14 protein-coding genes are annotated in these 17508 nt (G+C 68.2%); 10 read left to right on the forward strand and 4 right to left on the reverse strand.

The features are described from left to right. Nucleotides 1-63: 63 nt before the first annotated feature. Genes ACFTSF_RS14560 through ACFTSF_RS14585 form a run of 6 tightly spaced genes read left to right on the forward strand, consistent with a single transcriptional unit; the run spans nucleotide 64 to nucleotide 7631 of the window. Entirely contained in the window at nucleotides 64-1356 is a 1293-nt protein-coding gene (locus tag ACFTSF_RS14560) for an adenosylmethionine--8-amino-7-oxononanoate transaminase (protein ID WP_380154238.1), read from the forward strand. Next, on the forward strand, nucleotides 1356-2477 hold the full coding sequence (locus tag ACFTSF_RS14565; RefSeq protein ID WP_380154239.1) for an 8-amino-7-oxononanoate synthase: 1122 nt from the start codon (nucleotides 1356-1358) through the stop codon (nucleotides 2475-2477). The genes ACFTSF_RS14560 and ACFTSF_RS14565 overlap by 1 nt, the downstream gene beginning before the upstream one ends. Beyond that, entirely contained in the window at nucleotides 2474-3136 is a 663-nt protein-coding gene (gene bioD, locus ACFTSF_RS14570) for a dethiobiotin synthase (RefSeq protein WP_380154240.1), read from the forward strand. The genes ACFTSF_RS14565 and bioD overlap by 4 nt, the downstream gene beginning before the upstream one ends. Continuing rightward, entirely contained in the window at nucleotides 3133-4197 is a 1065-nt protein-coding gene (locus ACFTSF_RS14575; protein ID WP_380154241.1) for a hypothetical protein, read from the forward strand. The genes bioD and ACFTSF_RS14575 overlap by 4 nt, the downstream gene beginning before the upstream one ends. 2 nt (nucleotides 4198-4199) lie before the next feature. Continuing rightward, nucleotides 4200-5750 (forward strand): glutamine-hydrolyzing GMP synthase, encoded by a 1551-nt coding sequence (guaA, locus tag ACFTSF_RS14580; RefSeq protein ID WP_344144810.1) that lies wholly within the window; start codon nucleotides 4200-4202, stop codon nucleotides 5748-5750. A gap of 24 nt (nucleotides 5751-5774) precedes the next feature. Beyond that, nucleotides 5775-7631, forward strand: a complete 1857-nt coding sequence (locus tag ACFTSF_RS14585; RefSeq protein ID WP_380154242.1) for a tetratricopeptide repeat protein — start codon at nucleotides 5775-5777, stop codon at nucleotides 7629-7631. On the opposite strand, the gene ACFTSF_RS14590 is transcribed toward ACFTSF_RS14585, so the two are convergent. Both ACFTSF_RS14590 and ACFTSF_RS14595 read right to left on the reverse strand, forming a co-directional pair. Further along, a complete protein-coding gene (locus ACFTSF_RS14590; protein ID WP_380154243.1) occupies nucleotides 7632-10283 on the reverse strand; it encodes a hypothetical protein in 2652 nt (883 codons plus the stop codon). Further along, nucleotides 10280-12049 (reverse strand): HSP90 family protein, encoded by a 1770-nt coding sequence (locus ACFTSF_RS14595; protein WP_380154244.1) that lies wholly within the window; start codon nucleotides 12047-12049, stop codon nucleotides 10280-10282. Before ACFTSF_RS14595 ends, ACFTSF_RS14590 begins: the two co-directional genes overlap by 4 nt. 80 nt (nucleotides 12050-12129) lie before the next feature. On the opposite strand from ACFTSF_RS14595, the gene ACFTSF_RS14600 reads away from it, so the two are divergent. Then, the gene (locus ACFTSF_RS14600; protein WP_380154245.1) at nucleotides 12130-13092 is read left to right on the forward strand and encodes an endonuclease/exonuclease/phosphatase family protein; all 963 of its coding nucleotides are present in this window, start codon (nucleotides 12130-12132) and stop codon (nucleotides 13090-13092) included. On the opposite strand, the gene ACFTSF_RS14605 is transcribed toward ACFTSF_RS14600, so the two are convergent. Continuing rightward, a complete protein-coding gene (locus tag ACFTSF_RS14605) occupies nucleotides 13089-13835 on the reverse strand; it encodes a TetR/AcrR family transcriptional regulator (RefSeq protein WP_380154246.1) in 747 nt (248 codons plus the stop codon). The two genes, ACFTSF_RS14600 and ACFTSF_RS14605, sit on opposite strands and share 4 nt — an antisense overlap. Nucleotides 13836-13908: 73 nt before the next feature. Between ACFTSF_RS14605 and ACFTSF_RS14610 the strand changes: the two genes are divergently transcribed. From ACFTSF_RS14610 to ACFTSF_RS14620, 3 genes are all read left to right on the forward strand, one after another. Continuing rightward, the gene (locus ACFTSF_RS14610) at nucleotides 13909-14742 is read left to right on the forward strand and encodes an NmrA family NAD(P)-binding protein (RefSeq protein ID WP_380154247.1); all 834 of its coding nucleotides are present in this window, start codon (nucleotides 13909-13911) and stop codon (nucleotides 14740-14742) included. A gap of 51 nt (nucleotides 14743-14793) precedes the next feature. Beyond that, nucleotides 14794-15339, forward strand: coding sequence for a dihydrofolate reductase family protein (locus ACFTSF_RS14615; RefSeq protein WP_380154248.1), 546 nt, complete (start codon nucleotides 14794-14796; stop codon nucleotides 15337-15339). Nucleotides 15340-15406: 67 nt separating this feature from the next. Beyond that, nucleotides 15407-16504: an Rv2578c family radical SAM protein gene (locus ACFTSF_RS14620; protein WP_380154249.1), complete on the forward strand. Its 1098-nt coding sequence runs from the start codon at nucleotides 15407-15409 to the stop codon at nucleotides 16502-16504. 7 nt (nucleotides 16505-16511) lie between these two features. Here ACFTSF_RS14620 and map read toward each other — a convergent pair whose 3' ends face one another. Beyond that, nucleotides 16512-17279: a type I methionyl aminopeptidase gene (gene map, locus ACFTSF_RS14625; RefSeq protein ID WP_380154250.1), complete on the reverse strand. Its 768-nt coding sequence runs from the start codon at nucleotides 17277-17279 to the stop codon at nucleotides 16512-16514. Between the last annotated feature and the right edge of the window lie 229 nt (nucleotides 17280-17508).

Genomic DNA, 17508 nt, shown 5'->3' on the forward strand with positions numbered 1-17508 from the left:
GCGCGGAAGTGATTCGCGCAACGTCAGAACTATCTGATCGCCGTGATCTGCGATGCTTCCCAGATGACGGAGACCTGGCTGGAGAAGGACGCTCAGCTGCTCTGGCATCCGTATTCGTCGCTGAGTGAGCCGTCCCCGGTGCGGCTGGTGCGGGGCGCGTCCGGTGTGCGCCTGCAGTTGGCTGACGGCGTTGAGGTGATCGACGCGATGTCCTCGTGGTGGAGCGTCATCCATGGCTACCGGAACCCGGTCCTGGACGCCGCACTGAAGAGCCAGGTGGACGACTTCAGCCATGTGATGTTCGGCGGGCTCACACACGAGCCTGCGATCCAGCTGGCGGAACGGCTGGTCGAAATCACGCCGGCACCGCTGGAGCACGTGTTCTTCTGCGACTCCGGCTCGGTGTCGGTCGAGGTCGCGATCAAGCTGGCGCTGCAGTACCAGGTGGCCCGCGGGTACGTCGGGCGGACGCGAATGCTGACTGTGCGTGGCGGGTACCACGGCGACACGTTTGCGCCGATGAGTGTCTGTGACCCGGTCAACGGGATGCACTCGCTGTTTACGGGAGCCCTTCAGGAGCAGGTCTTCGGACCGCAGCCACCGGCCGGTTTCGACCGCCCTGCTGACGATCCGGAGCTGCAGGCCTGGGCGGCGGCCATGTCGGCCGTTGCTGCCTCGTCGGCTGATGAGGTCGCGGCGATTGTGGTGGAACCGATCCTGCAGGGCGCAGGTGGCATGTATCCCTACAGTCCGGCCTGTCTGCGCGTCTTGCGCTCGTTGGCCGATGAGCACGGCTTCCTGTTGATCCTCGACGAGATCGCTACCGGTTTCGGCCGTACTGGTGTGATGTTCGCGTCTGAGCACGCAGGGGTCGACCCGGACATCCTGTGTGTCGGCAAAGCGCTGACCGGCGGCTATCTGTCGCTGGCCGCGATGCTGTGTACGGCGGAGGTCGCGCAGACCGTGTCCAACGGTCCTGGCGGTGCACTGATGCACGGGCCGACCTTCATGGCCAATCCGCTGGCTTGCTCGGTGGCACTCGCGTCAATCGACCTACTGCTGGCTCAGGACTGGGCTACGCGAGTGGCTGAGATTTCTGCCGGTCTGACGGCTGGACTGGCCCCGGCTGCGGAGTTACCGGGTGTGAAGGACGTTCGGGTGCTCGGTGCGGTCGGTGTGGTCCAGCTGGCCGGTCCGGTCGACATGGTGCGGATGACGGACGCCGTACTGCGACGTGGTGTCTGGGTTCGCCCGTTCCGCGATCTCGTGTACACGATGCCGCCGTACGTTTGCACGGAGTCGGAGATCGCCACCATCGGGTCTGCGATCACCGATGCGGTGCGAGAGGTCGGCTGATGCTGGAGGAGTGGCTTGCCCCGAAGGCTGCGGCGCTGGAGGTCCGTGGGCTGACCCGACGACTCCGGGCGCGGGCTGCTGACGACGACCTGATCGACCTGGCCGGCAACGACTATCTGGGCCTGGCACGAGACTCTCGGGTAATCGAGGCAGCCGCCGAAGCAGTCTGCCGCTGGGGGACTGGCGCTACCGCCTCCCGACTAGTGACCGGTACGACGACGCTGCATGAGGAGCTGGAGTCGGCGCTGGCGGCGTATGTCGGTCAGGCGGCCGGACTGGTGTTCTCATCGGGCTACCTGGCCAATCTGGGCGTTGTGACCGCGCTCGGTGGGCCGGGGACGCTGCTGGTGTCCGACGAGCACGTGCACGCGTCACTGATCGATGCGGGCCGGCTGGCTCGGTCGCGGGTGGAAATCGTTCCGCACAACGACGTCGAGGCCATCACCAAGGTGCTTGCCGAGCGCAACGAACCGCATGCGGTGGTGGCAACCGAGTCGGTCTTCAGTGTGCTCAGCGACGAGGCGTCACTCGTGCCGCTGGCCGAGGTCGCCGCGGCGCACAACGCCGTACTGCTGGTGGACGAGGCGCATGGGCTCGGTGTGACCGGTGGCGGGCGTGGTTCGGTGCATGCGGCTGGGCTGGCCGGTCTGGACCATGTGATCGTCACCATGACGTTGTCCAAGGCGCTGGCGTCACAGGGCGGCGTCGTACTCGGCCCTGCCGTGCTGCGTGAGCACCTCATCAACCGGTCGCGGCCGTTCATCTACGACACAGCTCTCACACCGGCGGCCTGCGCTGCTGCACTGGCCGCGCTACAGGTGCTCGAGGCTGAGCCGGACCGACCTACGGCGATTCACTCAGCCGCTGCCCGGCTGGCCGCGGCCTCTGGGGTCGCAGCGGCCGCCGGGGCGGTCGTTTCGGTCCCGATGCCCGGTCCGCGAGAGACTGTCCGCGCAGCGGAGTTCTGCCGGGACAATGGCGTACTGGTCGGCAGTTTCCGGCCGCCGTCGGTTCCGGACGGCATCAGCCGGCTGCGGCTGACCGCCCATGCCGGTCTGTCCGACGACGAGCTGGCCAGGGCCTGCGCCGTTATCAGTCAAGCCATCAGCGAGGTTTCATGATCACCATCGTCACCGGTACCGACACCGGCGTGGGCAAGACCGTCGTCACCGCCGCACTCGCCGTACGGGCTGCAGTGCACGGCAAGGTCGCAGTCGTGAAGCCGGCCCAGACAGGTGTCGGCCCGGACGACCCCGCCGACCTGGACGACGTCAACCGCCTGACCGGGATCACCACCCTCTACGAGGGCGTCCGCCTCCGGGACCCGCTCGCGCCGACCACCGCTGCGCGCCGCGAGGGCGTCCCGCTACCGACGGCAGAGGTCCACGCCAAGTCGGTCGACGGACTCGCCGCCACCCACGAGAACGTCATCGTCGAGGGCGCGGGCGGTCTGCTCGTCGGTCTGGACGCCGAGGGCGGGACTCTGATCGACCTGGCCAAGGCGCTGACCAAGCCGTACACCTTCGTCGTCGTGACCCGGTCCGGCCTGGGCACGCTCAACCACACCGGCCTGACCGTTGAGGCGCTGCGGGCGCGCGGTCTGCCGGTCGAGGGCCTGATCATCGGCTCCTGGCCGGACAAGCCCGACCTGGCCGAGCAGTGCAACCTCGAGGACCTCCCGGCCACCACCGGCCTGAAGGTGCTCGCCCGCATCCCCGCCGGCGCCGGTGACTACGACCAGGAGACCTTCACGAAGGCCGTGCCCGGCTGGTTCGCGTGACCGGTTGCCCAGCCCGGTACGACGATGAGCTCGGGTACTGGGTAGTCGACGACCCGGCGCAGGTCCGCGCCGTGATGCTGGACCCGGCGACATTCCGCCCGGACAACGCCGTACTGGCCCACACACCACTTTCGGTGAAGGCCCTCCGGGTCCTGTCCGCCGTGGGGTTCGCCCTACCGCCCACGCTGGCCAACAACGCCGGTGAGTCACACCGAGCAATCCGCGCCGCAGTCGCTCGCTTCTTCAGCCCAGCCCGAGTGGCAGCCGTCGAACCCCTCACCCGCACGCTACTGACCGACCGAGTAGCTGCCGCCTCCGAACGCCTCGCCGCGGGTGAGCAGGTCGACCTGGTGGAGGCCGTCGCCGCCGAGCCACCAGCACTCGTCGTACTGCACCTGCTCGGGCTCAGCGACGTGCCGCTCGCCGAGCTGAAGGCCTGGAGCCTCGACTCGCTCGAGCTGTTCTGGGGCTACCCGGATGAGGACCGGCAACTGGAGTTGGCCCACAGCGCCGCCGAGTTCTACGGCTGGTTGCGGTCCCGGACTACCGCGGCTCGCGTGAGTGGCGGTGAGGACCTGTTCGGTGCCTTGGTAGGACTGGGCCTCAGCGACGAAGAGGTGTGTGCGGTCGGCTACTTCCTGTTGATAGCCGGCCAGGAGACCACCACCCAGCTGATCTCCACGGCTTTCCACCGGGTAGTGGGTGGAACGGCAGTGTCGGTCGAGGACGTGCTGGCGGAGGCGTCGTCGGTGCCCACCTGGCGCCGGGTGACCGCTTCGGCGGTTGCTGTCGGCGACGTGGAGGTACCGGCTGGGGCGGAGGTGCTGCTCGGGCTGACCGGCCACGGCGGTCCGGCGGACTTGGCCTTCGGTGTGGGCATCCACCGGTGTCTGGGCGCCGGTCTAGCCCGTCTGGAGACCCGCGTGGCCCTGGAATGCGCAGCAGAACTCCTGCGGAGCGCACGGCTGGTGGAGGAGCCCCCGATGATCGACCTGCTGTCCTTCCGCGCACCGAAGCGGCTGCTGGTTACAACCTTGCTGACCTGCACCGATACGCTTTGACGGTGGCGGAGCATGAGTTGGTTCTGGTTGTCGACTTCGGAGCGCAGTACGCGCAGTTGATCGCGCGGCGGGTGCGCGAGGCGAAGGTGTACTCCGAGATCGTGCCGCACTCGATGCCGGTCGAGGAGATGCTGGCCCGGCAGCCGAAGGCGATCATCCTGTCCGGCGGGCCCCAGTCCGTGTACGCCGAGGGGGCGCCGCGGGTCGACTCCGCGCTGTTCGACTCCGGCGTTGCGGCGTTCGGGATCTGCTACGGCTTCCAGGCGATGGCTCAGACGCTCGGTGGCGAGGTGCGCCGTACCGGGCTGCGGGAGTTCGGCCGGACGCCGGTGACCGTGAGCGAGTCCGGGAAGCTGCTGGCCGGCATCCCGGAGGAGCTGAACGTGTGGATGTCGCACGGTGACGCTGTGCACGCGCCGCCGGCCGGCTTCGCCGTACTGGCTGCGTCTGAGGGTGCACCGGTGGCAGCGTTCGAGGATGTGGACCGGCAGTTGGCCGGTGTGCAGTGGCACCCGGAGGTGCTGCACTCGCAGGCCGGACAGGCTGTGCTGGAGCACTTCCTGTACGACATCGCCGGTTGTGTCGGCGACTGGACCACCACGAACGTTGTCGACGAGCAGGTCGAGCTCATCCGCCAGCAGGTGGGTGACAAGCAGGTGCTGTGCGCGCTGTCCGGCGGAGTGGACTCCGCAGTGGCCGCTGCGCTGGTCAGCAGGGCTATTGGCGACCAGCTCACCTGTGTGTACGTCGACCACGGTCTGCAGCGTGCCGGTGAGTCCGACCAGATCGAGAAGGACTTCGTCGCGGTCACCGGGACCCGGCTGGAGGTTGTGGACGCGGAGGAGCAGTTCCTCGGCGCACTGGCCGGTGTCACCGACCCGGAGCAGAAGCGGAAGATCGTCGGTCGCGAGTTCATCCGCACCTTCGAGGCGACCGCACGCAAGCTGGACGCCGAGCGCCACATCGAGTTCCTGGTCCAGGGCACGCTCTACCCGGACGTGGTCGAGTCCGGTGGCGGTGCGGGCACCTCGAACATCAAGTCGCACCACAACGTCGGTGGGCTGCCCGACGACCTGCAGTTCAGCCTGATCGAGCCGCTGCGCACCCTGTTCAAGGACGAGGTCCGCGAGCTCGGTATCGCGCTCGGACTGCCCGAGACCCTGGTCTACCGCCACCCGTTCCCGGGGCCGGGTCTGAGCATCCGCATCATCGGTGAGGTCACCCGGGAGCGTCTGGACATCCTCCGCGCCGCCGACCTGATCGCTCGCACCGAGCTGACCGCGGCCGGCCTGGACCGCGAGATCTGGCAGTTCCCGGTCGTGCTGCTCGCCGATGTCCGCTCGGTCGGCGTCCAGGGTGACGGCCGCACTTACGGCCACCCGGTCGTACTGCGTCCGGTCACCAGCGAGGACGCGATGACCGCGGACTGGGCCCGCCTCCCCTACGACGTCCTGGAGCGGATCTCCACCCGCATCACCAATGAGGTCGACGAGATCAACCGGGTCACCGTCGACATCACCAGCAAGCCCCCGGGCACCATCGAGTGGGAGTGACCCTGCCGTCGCCATACTGACCGGGTGGACGAAGGGGTAGGGGATCCGCGGCTGACCGCGGAAGGTGAAGTCAGCCTGGCCAGACTGGCGCTGGACGACAACGAGCTGAGCCATGCGGCCGACCACGTCGCGAGCGCACTGGGTGCGTTCCCGACGTTGCCGGAGGCGCACGAGGTGCTGGGCATGCTCGTGAGCCGGCCGGACGGCGGTCCGGAGCTGTGGCCGCTCGACGGCGAGCTTTACGTCGGTACGGCGGTCGCCCGGGCACATGCGCTCGCGTACCAAGGCCAGTACGCCGAGGCGCTGGAGCTACTGGTGTCAGCGCAAGGACACGAGCCCGCGATGCGCTGGGCGGATGCACCCTGGGTGCTGGACCCGGCCACGCCCGCACGGATTGAGCCGGGCGATCTGGTCAGCGTGTTCGCGCGACTGTTCCGCGTGATGCCCGAGTTGCGACAGGACGACGTACGGGCGGCCTTCACGCCGTACCTGGCGCTGGCCCGGAACATGACTGCGGCACATCCGGAGTCCTCGTGGCTGTGGTGGGCGGCGTCGATCTACCTGCGGCGCAGCGGCGAGTACGTCGAGGCAGCGGCCGCAGCGGAGCGTTCTGCGCAGCTGGAGCCGAGTGACCGGGCGGACATCGCACTGGGCTACGCCTTGCGTGAGCAGGGCCGCACCGACGAGGCCCTCGCCGCACTGCAGCACGGACTGACCTTTGACCCGAAGAACCTGTCGCTGTACGCCGACATCGCCGGTCTGCTCGGTACGGCGGGCCGGCTGGACGAGGCGATCGAGTGGACCGACCGGGCGCTTGCCATCGAGCCTGGTCACGACTGTTCGCTGGTCGAGCGGCATGGGCTGCGCTATCGCCGCGACGGCGACGTCAACGAGCTGGTTGCGATCGCGGACCTGCGTCGATCGGCGGAGCCGGACAGCCACGAGGCGCAGCACGCGGACGCCGAACTGACCGACCGGTCCCGGCAGACCTGGCTCGGTGGGATCGCGATCCCGACCGAGGCGGTGATCAACGTGCTCGGGCAGTTCTTGGAGAACCACAGCCCGGGCGACGAGCGGCCGCAACTGTCGCTGGCGGTTTCCTCGATCGAGCCGCCGAGCGCACTGCTCTCCGTCGAGAAGGTCGCCCCAGGGTCTGACGTGACGTTCAACGAGATCCTCACACCGGACCCACGTCAGCCTGCAGTGCTCGACGGCCGACCGATGCGGCAGATCGAGGTAGCGGTCTGGTCGTACGACGGGACTACCGCTCGCCCCGCGGTTGCACCGCCATCCGAGGCCGGTGCGCAGGCCGTTGCGCGGGTGGCCGACTGGGAGTGGCTGCACCTGCCGGCGGCGTACGACCGAGCCGTGCTGCTGGCGGACACCTCGCTCGACGACCTGCTCGGCGTACTGGTGCATCCGGTACTGCCGCCGTCGGACGACCTGGCCATCTGGCCGATGTGGATCCGGCAGCTGCAGACCTGGGCCTGTCTCGGGATCGCCCATCACCGGACCGATGAGGCCTGGCCGGACTCCACCCGCAGGAAGGTGCTGGCTGATCTGGCCTACGGTCCGGAGGACTGGGTCACGGAGTCGGCGACCCTGGCGCTGATTGCCACCGCCTGGGCAGATCCGGCGACGCGCGAGGACGTGGCTGAGCTGGTGGGCTGGCGCTTCATGGCGGCGGTCGAGGCAGCACGCGAGCGGCCGCTGACGATCCTGGAGTCGCTGGCCCAGCTGGTCCTCGCGACGCCGGCCATGAACTCCTCGGCAGCGAGTCTCGCCCGGGACGTCCTGAACCTGCAGACCGAAGCTCCTGAACCAGCACCAGCACCAGCCCCGGCCGCGAAGAAGCGGCGGGGCTGGTTCAGGCGCGGGTGATCAGGACTCGCTGTTGAGGCGGGTCTCCAACGCTGCGGCTGCCTCCGCCTGGCCGACGCCGCGGAGGCGGTCGACCAGCAGGTAGCCAGTGCGGTACCAGAGGTCGGTGGCCGCTTCCAGAGAGTTGAACAGGTCTTCCAGCGCCTTCTCGTCCTCGGTGCCGTGTTCGGCCAGCAGGAGCTGGGCGTTCAGGTACTGGTCCTCGTAGCCGCCGCGTTCGTAGAGGTCGGCTGCATGGTCAGCGTGGGCGACCGCGGTGGCCTGGTCGCCCTGCTGGAGGTGGATGAGCGACAGGTCCCAGTGGACACCAGCGGTCTGGAAGATGACGTCCTCATCGGCGGACGGCAGTGCATCCAGGATCGGCTGGGCCGAGGTGGCCAGCTCGAGCGCCCGGGCGTGGTCGCCGGTGTAGCGGGCGGACTGGGCGGCCAAGCGGATGGCCTGCGCCTGCTGCAGCGGAGAATCCGCGGTGCCGAAGTACTGGGCGGCATCGAGGAAGACCTCGACCGCCTCATCGTCACGGTCGAGCTGTTCGAGCAGAATGCCCTCGTCCTGGCGCAGAGTGGCCAGCCAGGCCGGGTGGGCGTCGGGGGAGACATCGGCGAGCAGCTCACGGACCTTGGCCAGCGCTGACTCGTTCTCGCCGAGCATCCGGTAGGAGTCGATCAGTACGCCGCGGGCGTCGGCCAGGGCGTCATCGGTCAGCACGGACAGCGACTCTTCGGCCGACTCGGCGGCCTCCAGCGGACGGCCGGTCAGCAGGTAGGCGCGGGCCAGCATCAGCTGCGAGTAGGCGACGTGCGCCTCCAGACCGGGTACGCCGGTGGCCAGCGCGACCGCCTCGATCAGGTCCTCGGCCGCTTCGGCCGGGCGCTCCAGCTCCAGCCGCACGCGTCCGCGCAGGTGATGTGCGAACGAGCGCTGGGCGTCATGCGGTGAATCGAAGGCAACGGCAATCGCCGGCTCGACCTCCTCGAAACGCTCGTCCTGCAGCAGCAGGTTGGCCAGCAGGATCGCAGTGCTGCCGGCGTGCTCGACGCGCGTGTGTGCCGGCCCCGGCTCAGTCAAGACCTGGATGGCTTCGCTGAACCGTCCGGCCTGGGCATACATGATCGCCAGCGAGTCCCGCTGCGACGGACGCCGCTCGAGCTCGTCGTTCGCGATCAGCCAGCGGATCGGCTCCTCACCGGCGGCCAGTCCCTCAGCGACCTGACCTTGCTCGCACAGCATCCGGCCGATCCGCCCACGGGTCCGGAGGACCCGGACCTCCTCGCCGAGCTCGTCGTACAGCGCGAGCGCTTCGCTCCAGGCGTCCAGTGCGACCTGCGGGTCCTCGCTGCTGGACAGGCCGCGACCGTCGAGCAGCCGGGCGCGGTCGAGCGGAGTCCACTCGCTCTCCGGCACCTCACGCTCGAAGGCCTGCCAGGCTGCGATCGCGGCTTCGCTGTCGAAGTTCAGCCAGTCCTCTTCGGCCCGGTCGAGCCAGCCACTGCCGGATACGGCAGGACGCTCGGCCGGCGCTGTCTGCTCCGTTTGCTCGGCCTGGGCCTGCTTACGCAGCTGAGCGCGCCGCGCGGTCTCCGACAGCGGCAGGTACTCGACCCACGGCTCTGCGGTCAGCACGCGCTGGATCTGCTCACTGCGATGCGTGGTGCCGTTGCGGGTATCGAACTGCGCAGCCAGCTCCAGTGCGCGCGCGGCGTAGCGCTCGGCGAGCGCGGCGGCCGGCTCTGCGTCCGCCTGCGGCTGCCGGATCGCCAGGTCGCTGTCCACCCGGCTCAGCGCGAGTGATGCCGCTGCCGAGAAAGCCATCTCCGCGTACGGCGAGGGCGGGTCGGCCAGCTCGGCCGCGTGCCGCTCGATCAGCTCGACCGCCTTGAGCTCATTGCCGGTGCGGGCCAGGAACTCGACGTGATCGGCGTGCTCGCTCAGCTCGCCGACCCGGTTCCGCAGCAGCCGGTAGGCCTTGCGGTGCGCGTCGACAGCTTCGTCGTACATGCCCTCGGCAACATAAGCCGGGAGGAGTGCGGTGAGCATCTGCTGCGGCTGCTCGGCACAGGTGAGCTGACCGTCCAGCACGTTCACGGCCAGTGCGACGGCATCCGCCGTCCGGCCGACCGAGGTGAGGTGGTGCACCTTCGAGGTCGGGTCGCAGCCGACACAGTCGGACAGGTCGTCACGTGGTGCGGTCGACCAGAGCCGGAACTGCTCGGCTGCAGTCTCTTCGTCGCCGATGTGGTGCGCGACCAGCCAGCGGTGCTGGTGGACGGCGTGCATGCTGTGCCCGCTGAGCCGCCAACGCTGCTCCATGTCGTCCAGCACGGCGTACGCGCGGTCCAGCGGCACCTCGGGGAACTTGCTGAGGGTGCTGGGCGCGTACTTGTAGCACCAGTGGAACAGGTGTGAGTACTCGCGATACTTGTCCGGCTCCGCGTCCCAGTCCGCCACGCAGCGGGCGAACGGCACCAGCGACTTCCGCGGCTCGCCACCCATCACATACGCGGTGACGAGTGCGAGGCGGCTGTAGAACGCCAGCTCCGCTTCGCTGGCCGCATCGGCCCGCCGTACGACGTCCTCGAGCAGGGCCGACCGGACCTTCCCGTACGGCGCGCTCTCGGCACGCTGGAGCAGGTCGATGAGTTCCGGGTTCATGGCGTCTGGTCCTCCGGCGTGGGGACGGCCTGGTCGAGCAGGCCGAGGAAAGAGCGGTTCACGAGAGCAGAGTCGGCCGGTGTGATCGGGTGGTAGCCGAGCATCAACGCGTGCCCGTACAACCCTTCCACCGCCAGTTGGGTCAGCTCACGATCATTGAGTGACGCCATCCGCCGTACCAGCGGGGAGCGGTAGTTCAGCACGAGCTGTGGCCGACTGTCGTCCTTGGTGTCGAGTGCACCGAGCACCTCTGACCAGAGCGCGTCGGCCCGGTCCTTGGTGGCACGCAACTCACTCGCGAACTGGGCAGAGCGGTCAACCAGGTAGAGCGCAGGCAGCCCGGCCGGCTCGAACGCCCGTACGACGACCTCGCAGCCCACCGGGTCCAGTGCGTCCTGTGCCAGCTGGACGAACGGCCGCAGCCGCAGCTCGGTGTCCGGATCCAGACTGTCGAAGCTCGTGCTCAGCTCAGTCGGGTCGAATCGGCTGGTGCTCAGCTCGGGCACCACCTCCGGCAGCCGGGCCAGCAGCTCACTGTCGTAGGTGTAGCCGCCGTTCACCACCGTGATCTGCTGCGCGGCCGCGACCGCTGCGAGCTGGCGGAACTCCTCGACCGTGGTGACGTACCTGATCTGGTTGGTGCGCTGCTGCAGCTCCGCAGTGGTCATCCGGCCATGGTTGGTCTCGAACCGCAGCCAGCGGTGGACCAGCTGAAGCATCTCGTCGTCGTGCAGGGCCAGCGCCTTCACACCGAGCTGGTGGATGCTGAGGAACCGGTCCAGCTTCGCGGGGTCGGTGTTGCCGAGCCGAACCAGCCAGCCACGCAGCTGATCGCCCAGCGCGTCCCTGGTCGCCTCCAGCGTGCCGTCGTCGAACAGCGCCTCCCGGCTCGCGGTCGGCCGCAGCTCGGAGGTGTCGATGACCGCACGGACGAAGAAGGCCCAGTCCGGCAGGAGGCCCTCGACGTTCTCCGCGAGGAGCATCCGCTTCAGGTACACGCGGTGTGTGGCGCGCTCGGCCGGGTTCGCGGCGAACGGCAGCACGAAAGCCACACCGGTCAGTCCGGCGCTCGGATTGTTCAGGTGAATCACGTCGAACGGAGTGAACCCGAGCTTGTCCTGCGCATAGCCCACCAGCTCGGCCCGCTGCAGTGCTCCCGTGTTCTCCCAAGGCGCCTTGCCGTCGGTCACCTGCTCACCGTTGACGCGGATCTCGATCGGCAGCAGTGCGCCGAACAGGCGGATCAGCTCCACGACAGTGGCGTGTTTGTACCACTGCTCCGCACCACGCCGGGCCTTCAGCGTCACCGTCGTACCGGTCTCGGCGCGGTCCGCTGTGGCGGCGAGCTCGTAGCGGCCATCCGCCGTACCGAGCCAGCGGGTGGCCGGGCCGCCCGTGGGCTGGGTGACGACCTCGATCTCGTCGGCGACCATGAAGGCCGACAGCAGGCCGATACCGAACTGGCCGAGGAACTCCGAGCGGGCGAACCCGATCTCGTCCCGCTTCGAGCTCCGGCCGATGGTGGCCAGCAGCTCGCGCACCTGGTCCGGCAGCAGGCCAATGCCGGTGTCGGCGATGCTCAGGGACCCGTCCGTCGCCTGTACGTCGATCCGTCGCGGTGCCCCCTGCTCGACCGCCTCGCGCGCGGTGATCGCGTCGACGGCGTTCTGCAGCAGCTCTCGCAGGTACACCCGCGGACTGCTGTACAGATGGTTGCTCAGCAGGTCGACGATGCCCTGGAGGTCGACCTGGAAGTTCTCACTCACCCCACACCCCCTTGTTCGCCGCCAACCTACCCAATGGCCAGTTCGCACCGTACTTTGAGAGGTGTCTGGGGGAGGACGCTATGGCATTGACGGTGGGGACCTTCAATCTCAACAACCTGTTCGACCGCTGGAACTTCGCCGGTGCGGTTGACGTACTCGCACAGGGCACCAGCACGGTGCCGGCCACCTACACGTTCGACGACGAGCACCGGCGCCGGCTGCAGCTGGACGGCCGCGGGAAGTTGCTGGTGTCCAAGAAGCCGGAGGACACCGACCGGGTGGCCGAGCGGTTGCTGACGGCCGATGTGGACGTCTGGGTGGTGCAGGAGGTCGAGAACGTCGACGTCCTGCGGGAGTTCAACCGAGAGCATCTGAACGGCGCGTACCAGCACGTGATGGTGATCGACGGCAATGATGCGACCCGGTTCATCGACATCGGGATCCTGTCGCGGCGGCCGATCGGTGGTGTGACCAGCTACCAGCGGGCGTTCCACCCGGACGTGCCGGGGCGGCCGATCTTCTCGCGTGACCTGGTCGAGGTGGAGATTCTGGACGCCCGCGGGCGCAAGGTGCTGACGGTGTTCGGAACACACCTGAAGTCGAAGTTCGTCGACTTCACTGTGGCAGACCCGGTGGCGGCCGCTGCGGAGGCCGAGTTGCTGCGCACGCGGCAGGCCGACACCATCGTGCGGATCATCGCTGCGCGGATGAGCAGTCGGCAGCGATACCTGCTCTGTGGGGACATGAACGACACTCCGGAGTCGCCGGCACTAGCGGCGTACGCGCAGTCCGGTCTGGTGAACGCACTGACCGCTCCGACCGAGATCGGCACGGTGAAGACCACGGTGGAGCTCCCGGCCAACCCAGCGTGGACGTCGACGTTCAAGGGCGCGCGGCAGCCACGGTCGTTCGACCTGATCGATCAGATCTGGTTGTCACCGGCGCTGGTGCCACGGCTGAAGGGCGCCTTCATCGGTCGCCGGAAGAAGCTGGCGCGGGACGGTACCGACCATGACCCGGCCTGGATCTCACTGGACGTCTAGGCGTTCGCGATGCCGTCGAGGAGGCGGTCGAGTCCGTAGCGGTACGACTCGGCTGCCACCTCGTTGGGACCTGCGGTGAAACCACCTGCGTTCCAGACCGCAGTCATCGCGGGATGACGCTCGACGTCGAAGTACGTCTCCCACAGGTCCGAGCGCTCGATCCACCAGGAGTCATGGCTCTGACCGCTGGTCCGCTCGATCAGCTGGCTCTCCGCAGCCAGGCTGGCCGCAGAGTCGACGTACGTCGAGATTGCCAGCGCCGCGGTGTTCGTGTCGCGCGGTGTGAGGTTCAGAGTGCTCACCACGGACAGCAGGTACTCACGGCCTGCCAGTAATCCCGGTCCGGCGGGTGGGCGGATCGGGGAGACCTGTGAGAGCCACGGGTGCCGGTTGAACATCAGCTGGGTCTGTTCGGAGTACAGATCGACCTGTGCACGCCAGTCGTCCGGACGGGGGTCGTTGGGCCCGGGTAGCTTACGCTCGCCGAGCACCTGGTCGACCATGAGTTCCAGGAGGTCGTCCTTCGACGGGACGTAGGTGTAAAGCGTCATGGTGCCGACGCCGAGCTCCTTGGCCACCCCGCCCATGGAGGCCGCGGCCAGACCGTCACTGTCCGCCAGCCGGATCCCGGTGGCGACCACCTCGTTCACATCCAGCGACGGACGCCGCCCTGCGCCCTTGGCGGCCGGGGCGAGCGGGCGGTGGTTACGCCACAGCAGCGCAAGCGTGCGATCGACCGTCACAGAACCAACCATAGGCGCTGATTTGAATTCTCGTATACCCTACGAGAATTACTTCGAAGCTGAGGGGAACGGCATGACGATCTTGGTGACCGGTGCGACGGCGAGCGTCGGGCGGCTCGTGGTGGATGAGCTAGTGGCGGCCGGAGCGCCGGTGCGGGCGCTGACGAACAAACCGGCCCGCGCTGCGCTTCCAGCAGGTGTCGAGGTCGCGACTGGCTACCTGGGCAAGCCGGAGTCGTTGCCGGCGGCACTCCAGGGGATCGACACGGTCTACCTGGCGCCCCTGCCGGCGTACGTCGATGACTTCGTCCGGTGCGCCCAGGAGGCCGGCGTACGGCGAGTGGTGGTGCTGTCGGGGGAGCCTGCTGAGTACGAGGCCCAGGGGGATCCGGCGAACTGGCACTACTACCGCGTCGAGCGAGCGATCGAGGAGGCCGGCTTCGAGTGGACCTTCCTGCGACCCGGCCAGTTCATGAACAACACCCTGGACTGGGCCCCAACGATCAAGTCAGAGGGCGTGGTGCGAGCGCCGTACGCCGCTGCCGTGCAGACGCCGATCGACCTGGTCGACATCGCCGCCGTAGCGCGGGTAGCGCTCCTCGATGAGTCCTTCAACCACCAGAAGCTGGTGATGAGCGGTCCAGAGGCGATCACCCAGCCCCAGGAGGTCGAGCACATCGCGGCGGCGCTCGGGCGCGAGATCAAGTTCGAAGAGCTCACGCCCCAGCAGTACCTAGACCAACTCGAACCGTTCACCGGCCTGGAAACCGCCCAGTGGCTCCTGGACGGCTTCCGAATGATGGCCGAGCACCCGATGACCCCAGAGCCCACAGTCGCCAACCTCACCGGCCGCCCAGCAACGCCGTACCGAGACTGGGCAATGCGAAACGTCGAAGCCTTCCGCTGAACTCTGCGGGAACATGAGGTCCTCACCGTCGGACCCTCCTGAGGAGTTCTCGTGCGCCCACTCATCCTCCGCCACGGCCTGTCCCTCGACGGCTACGCCGCACCACCGCCGGGTGTTCCTGACGACTTCTTCCTCGAGTACGACGAGGATGAGGAGTTCGTCGCGCACATGGCCGAGGTGCTCGGCGGCGCGGGTGTCCATGTGATGGGTGCGCGGACGTACCGCGATATGGCGGCGCACTGGCCTTTTCAGGAAGGGCCGGAGGCGGATGCGATGAACAGGATTCCGAAGGTCGTCTTCTCGCGAGCGCCGATCGAGACGCCCTGGGAGACGACGACGGTCTGCTCCGGGGGCCTCGCGGAGGAGGTTGCGAGCCTGAAAGCGCAGGATGGTGGCCCGATCCTCGCGCATGGTGGCGTCCGCTTCGCGCAGGCGCTCGTGCTCGCCGATCTCGTCGACGAGTACCACCTCTTGATCAACCCGGTCGCGCATGGAGGTGGCAGTCCGCTGTTCACCGAGTTCACCAAGCTCAAGTTGGTCGACGTGAAGTCGTTCCCGCGAGGCAATCTCGCGCTGACCTACACGCGTCCGGCCTGAGGTCCGGCCTGAGGTTGTGGCCTGAGGTAACTTGAATCTGGGTAGAACATGTGTTCGACTGTTCTGCGTGAGGTGGGCTGGTCAGCAACTTGACGCGGAGGTTCCTGGTGCGTTGCCGGGGATGGGGTCGATTGCGGGGCTGGTTCGGTCGGTGACTACGCCGGAGTTTCGGGGGGTCACGTTTCATGAGGTGGTGGCGCGGTCGGCGTTGAATTCGGTGCCTGGTGGCGGGTTGCCGTTCAACTGGACGGTGAATCCGTACCGGGGGTGTACGCATGCTTGCCGGTACTGCTTCGCGCGGCCGACGCACAAGTATCTGGAGCTCGATCAGGGGCTGGACTTCGATCGGCAGATCGTGGTGAAGACGAATGTGGCCGACGTGCTGCGGCGGGAGTTGGCGCGGCCGTCGTGGAGGCGGGAACAGGTTGCCTTGGGCACCAATACGGATCCGTACCAGCGGGCCGAGGGTCGGTACCGGCTGATGCCGGGGATCATCGGCGCGCTGGCGGGTTCCGGTACGCCGTTGTCGGTGCTCACGAAGGGGACGCTGCTGCGGCGTGATCTCGACCTGCTGGTTTCCGCGGCGAGCGAGGTTTCGGTCGGGATCGGGGTGTCGCTCGCACTCGGGGACGAGGAACTGCGGCGGCGGCTGGAGCCCGGCGTACCGTCTGTGCGCGGTCGGCTCGAGCTGATCCGTGCCGTGCGTGAGGCAGGTCTGCCTTGTGGGGTGATGGTCGCTCCGGTGCTGCCCTGGTTGACCGACTCGGCCGATCAGCTCGACGATCTGTTCGGTGAGCTCGCAGCGGCGGGCGCGACCGGAGTCACCACGCTCGTCCTGCACCTTCGACCGGGCGTGAAGGACTGGTTCATGGGCTGGCTGGGCCACGACCACCCTGAGCTGGTCGGGCGGTACAAATCGCTCTACGCGCGCGGTTCGAACGCCGCACCCAGCTACCGCACCGCCTTCGAGCAGAAGGTCCGCCCCCTCCTCGACAAACACGGCTTCGGCTGCAGCTCTCGCCACCGCTCCAACCCCTTCGGCGTGGTCGACGGCGCCGACTCCGGCTGGGGCGAGCCCGCCGCAACCCACCCTCGGTTCCGCGGTTCAGCGACCCCCGCCCGGGAGCGCCGCCACGAGCCGCCGGCACAAGAAGCCCTGTTCTGACGGGTGACTACGGGAGGGTGAGGATTTCGGGGCCGGCCTTGGTGATGGCGATGGTGTGTTCGGCGTGGACTCCGCGGGTGCCGTCGGCGGAGCGGAGGGTCCAGCCGTCGGGGTCGATGAGGTAGGTGCTGCCGGGGCCGGACCAGAACCAGGGCTCGATGGCGAAGGTGTGGCCGACCTGGAGTTTGAAGCCGCGGCCGGGGCGGCCGGCGTTCGGGACGTGGGGTTCTTCGTGCATGCGGCGGCCGATGCCGTGGCCGCCGAAGTCGAGGTTGGTGCCGACTCCGGCTTCCTTGCCGATGCGGCCGATCGCGGCACCGACATCCCCGAGCCGGTTGCCCGGAAGTGCAGCCGCGATACCGGCGGCCAAGGCGCGCTCGGTGAGCTCGATCAGTTGCAGGTCCTCCGGTCGTGGCGTACCGACGCAGAAACTGGTTGCCGCATCCCCGCACCAACCGTCGACCGAGGCGCCGCAGTCGACGTTCAGCAGGTCGCCGTCCGCTAGCTTGAGATCCGAAGGAAGTCCGTGCAGGACGGCATCGTTCACCGACGTACAGATCACGCCGGAGAACGGGCTCGTCGCGAATCCAGGCTGATAGCCCTCGAACAACGACACCGCACCGGCCGCGCGGAGCACCTCCCGCGCCACCTCGTCGAGTTCACGCAGCGAGACGCCGACCGCGGCCTCCTTCTTCACTGCGGCCAACGCGTTGCCGACGACCCGTCCGGCCGCGCGCATTGCCTCGATCTCTGCCGGTGTCTTCAGCTCAACCATCGCCTGTGCCCTCGCTCCGTGATCCTTTGGCTGCAAACGGTACCCGCAAGGACACGATCGGGTTACCGGTCGAACCCAGGAGCGCCCCAGGCCGTCCGTTGAGTGAAGGACACCGAATCTTGGGGGCTGTGATGGCGGTACGACGGCGTGCGGTGCTGGGTGCACTGCTGGCCGGGGCGGGGGCGACTGTCGTCGGAGGTTGTGCGGATGTCGGTCTGAGTTCGCCCAG

Source organism: Kribbella sp. NPDC056951, from assembly GCF_042674205.1.
GTDB lineage: Bacteria > Actinomycetota > Actinomycetes > Propionibacteriales > Kribbellaceae > Kribbella > Kribbella yunnanensis.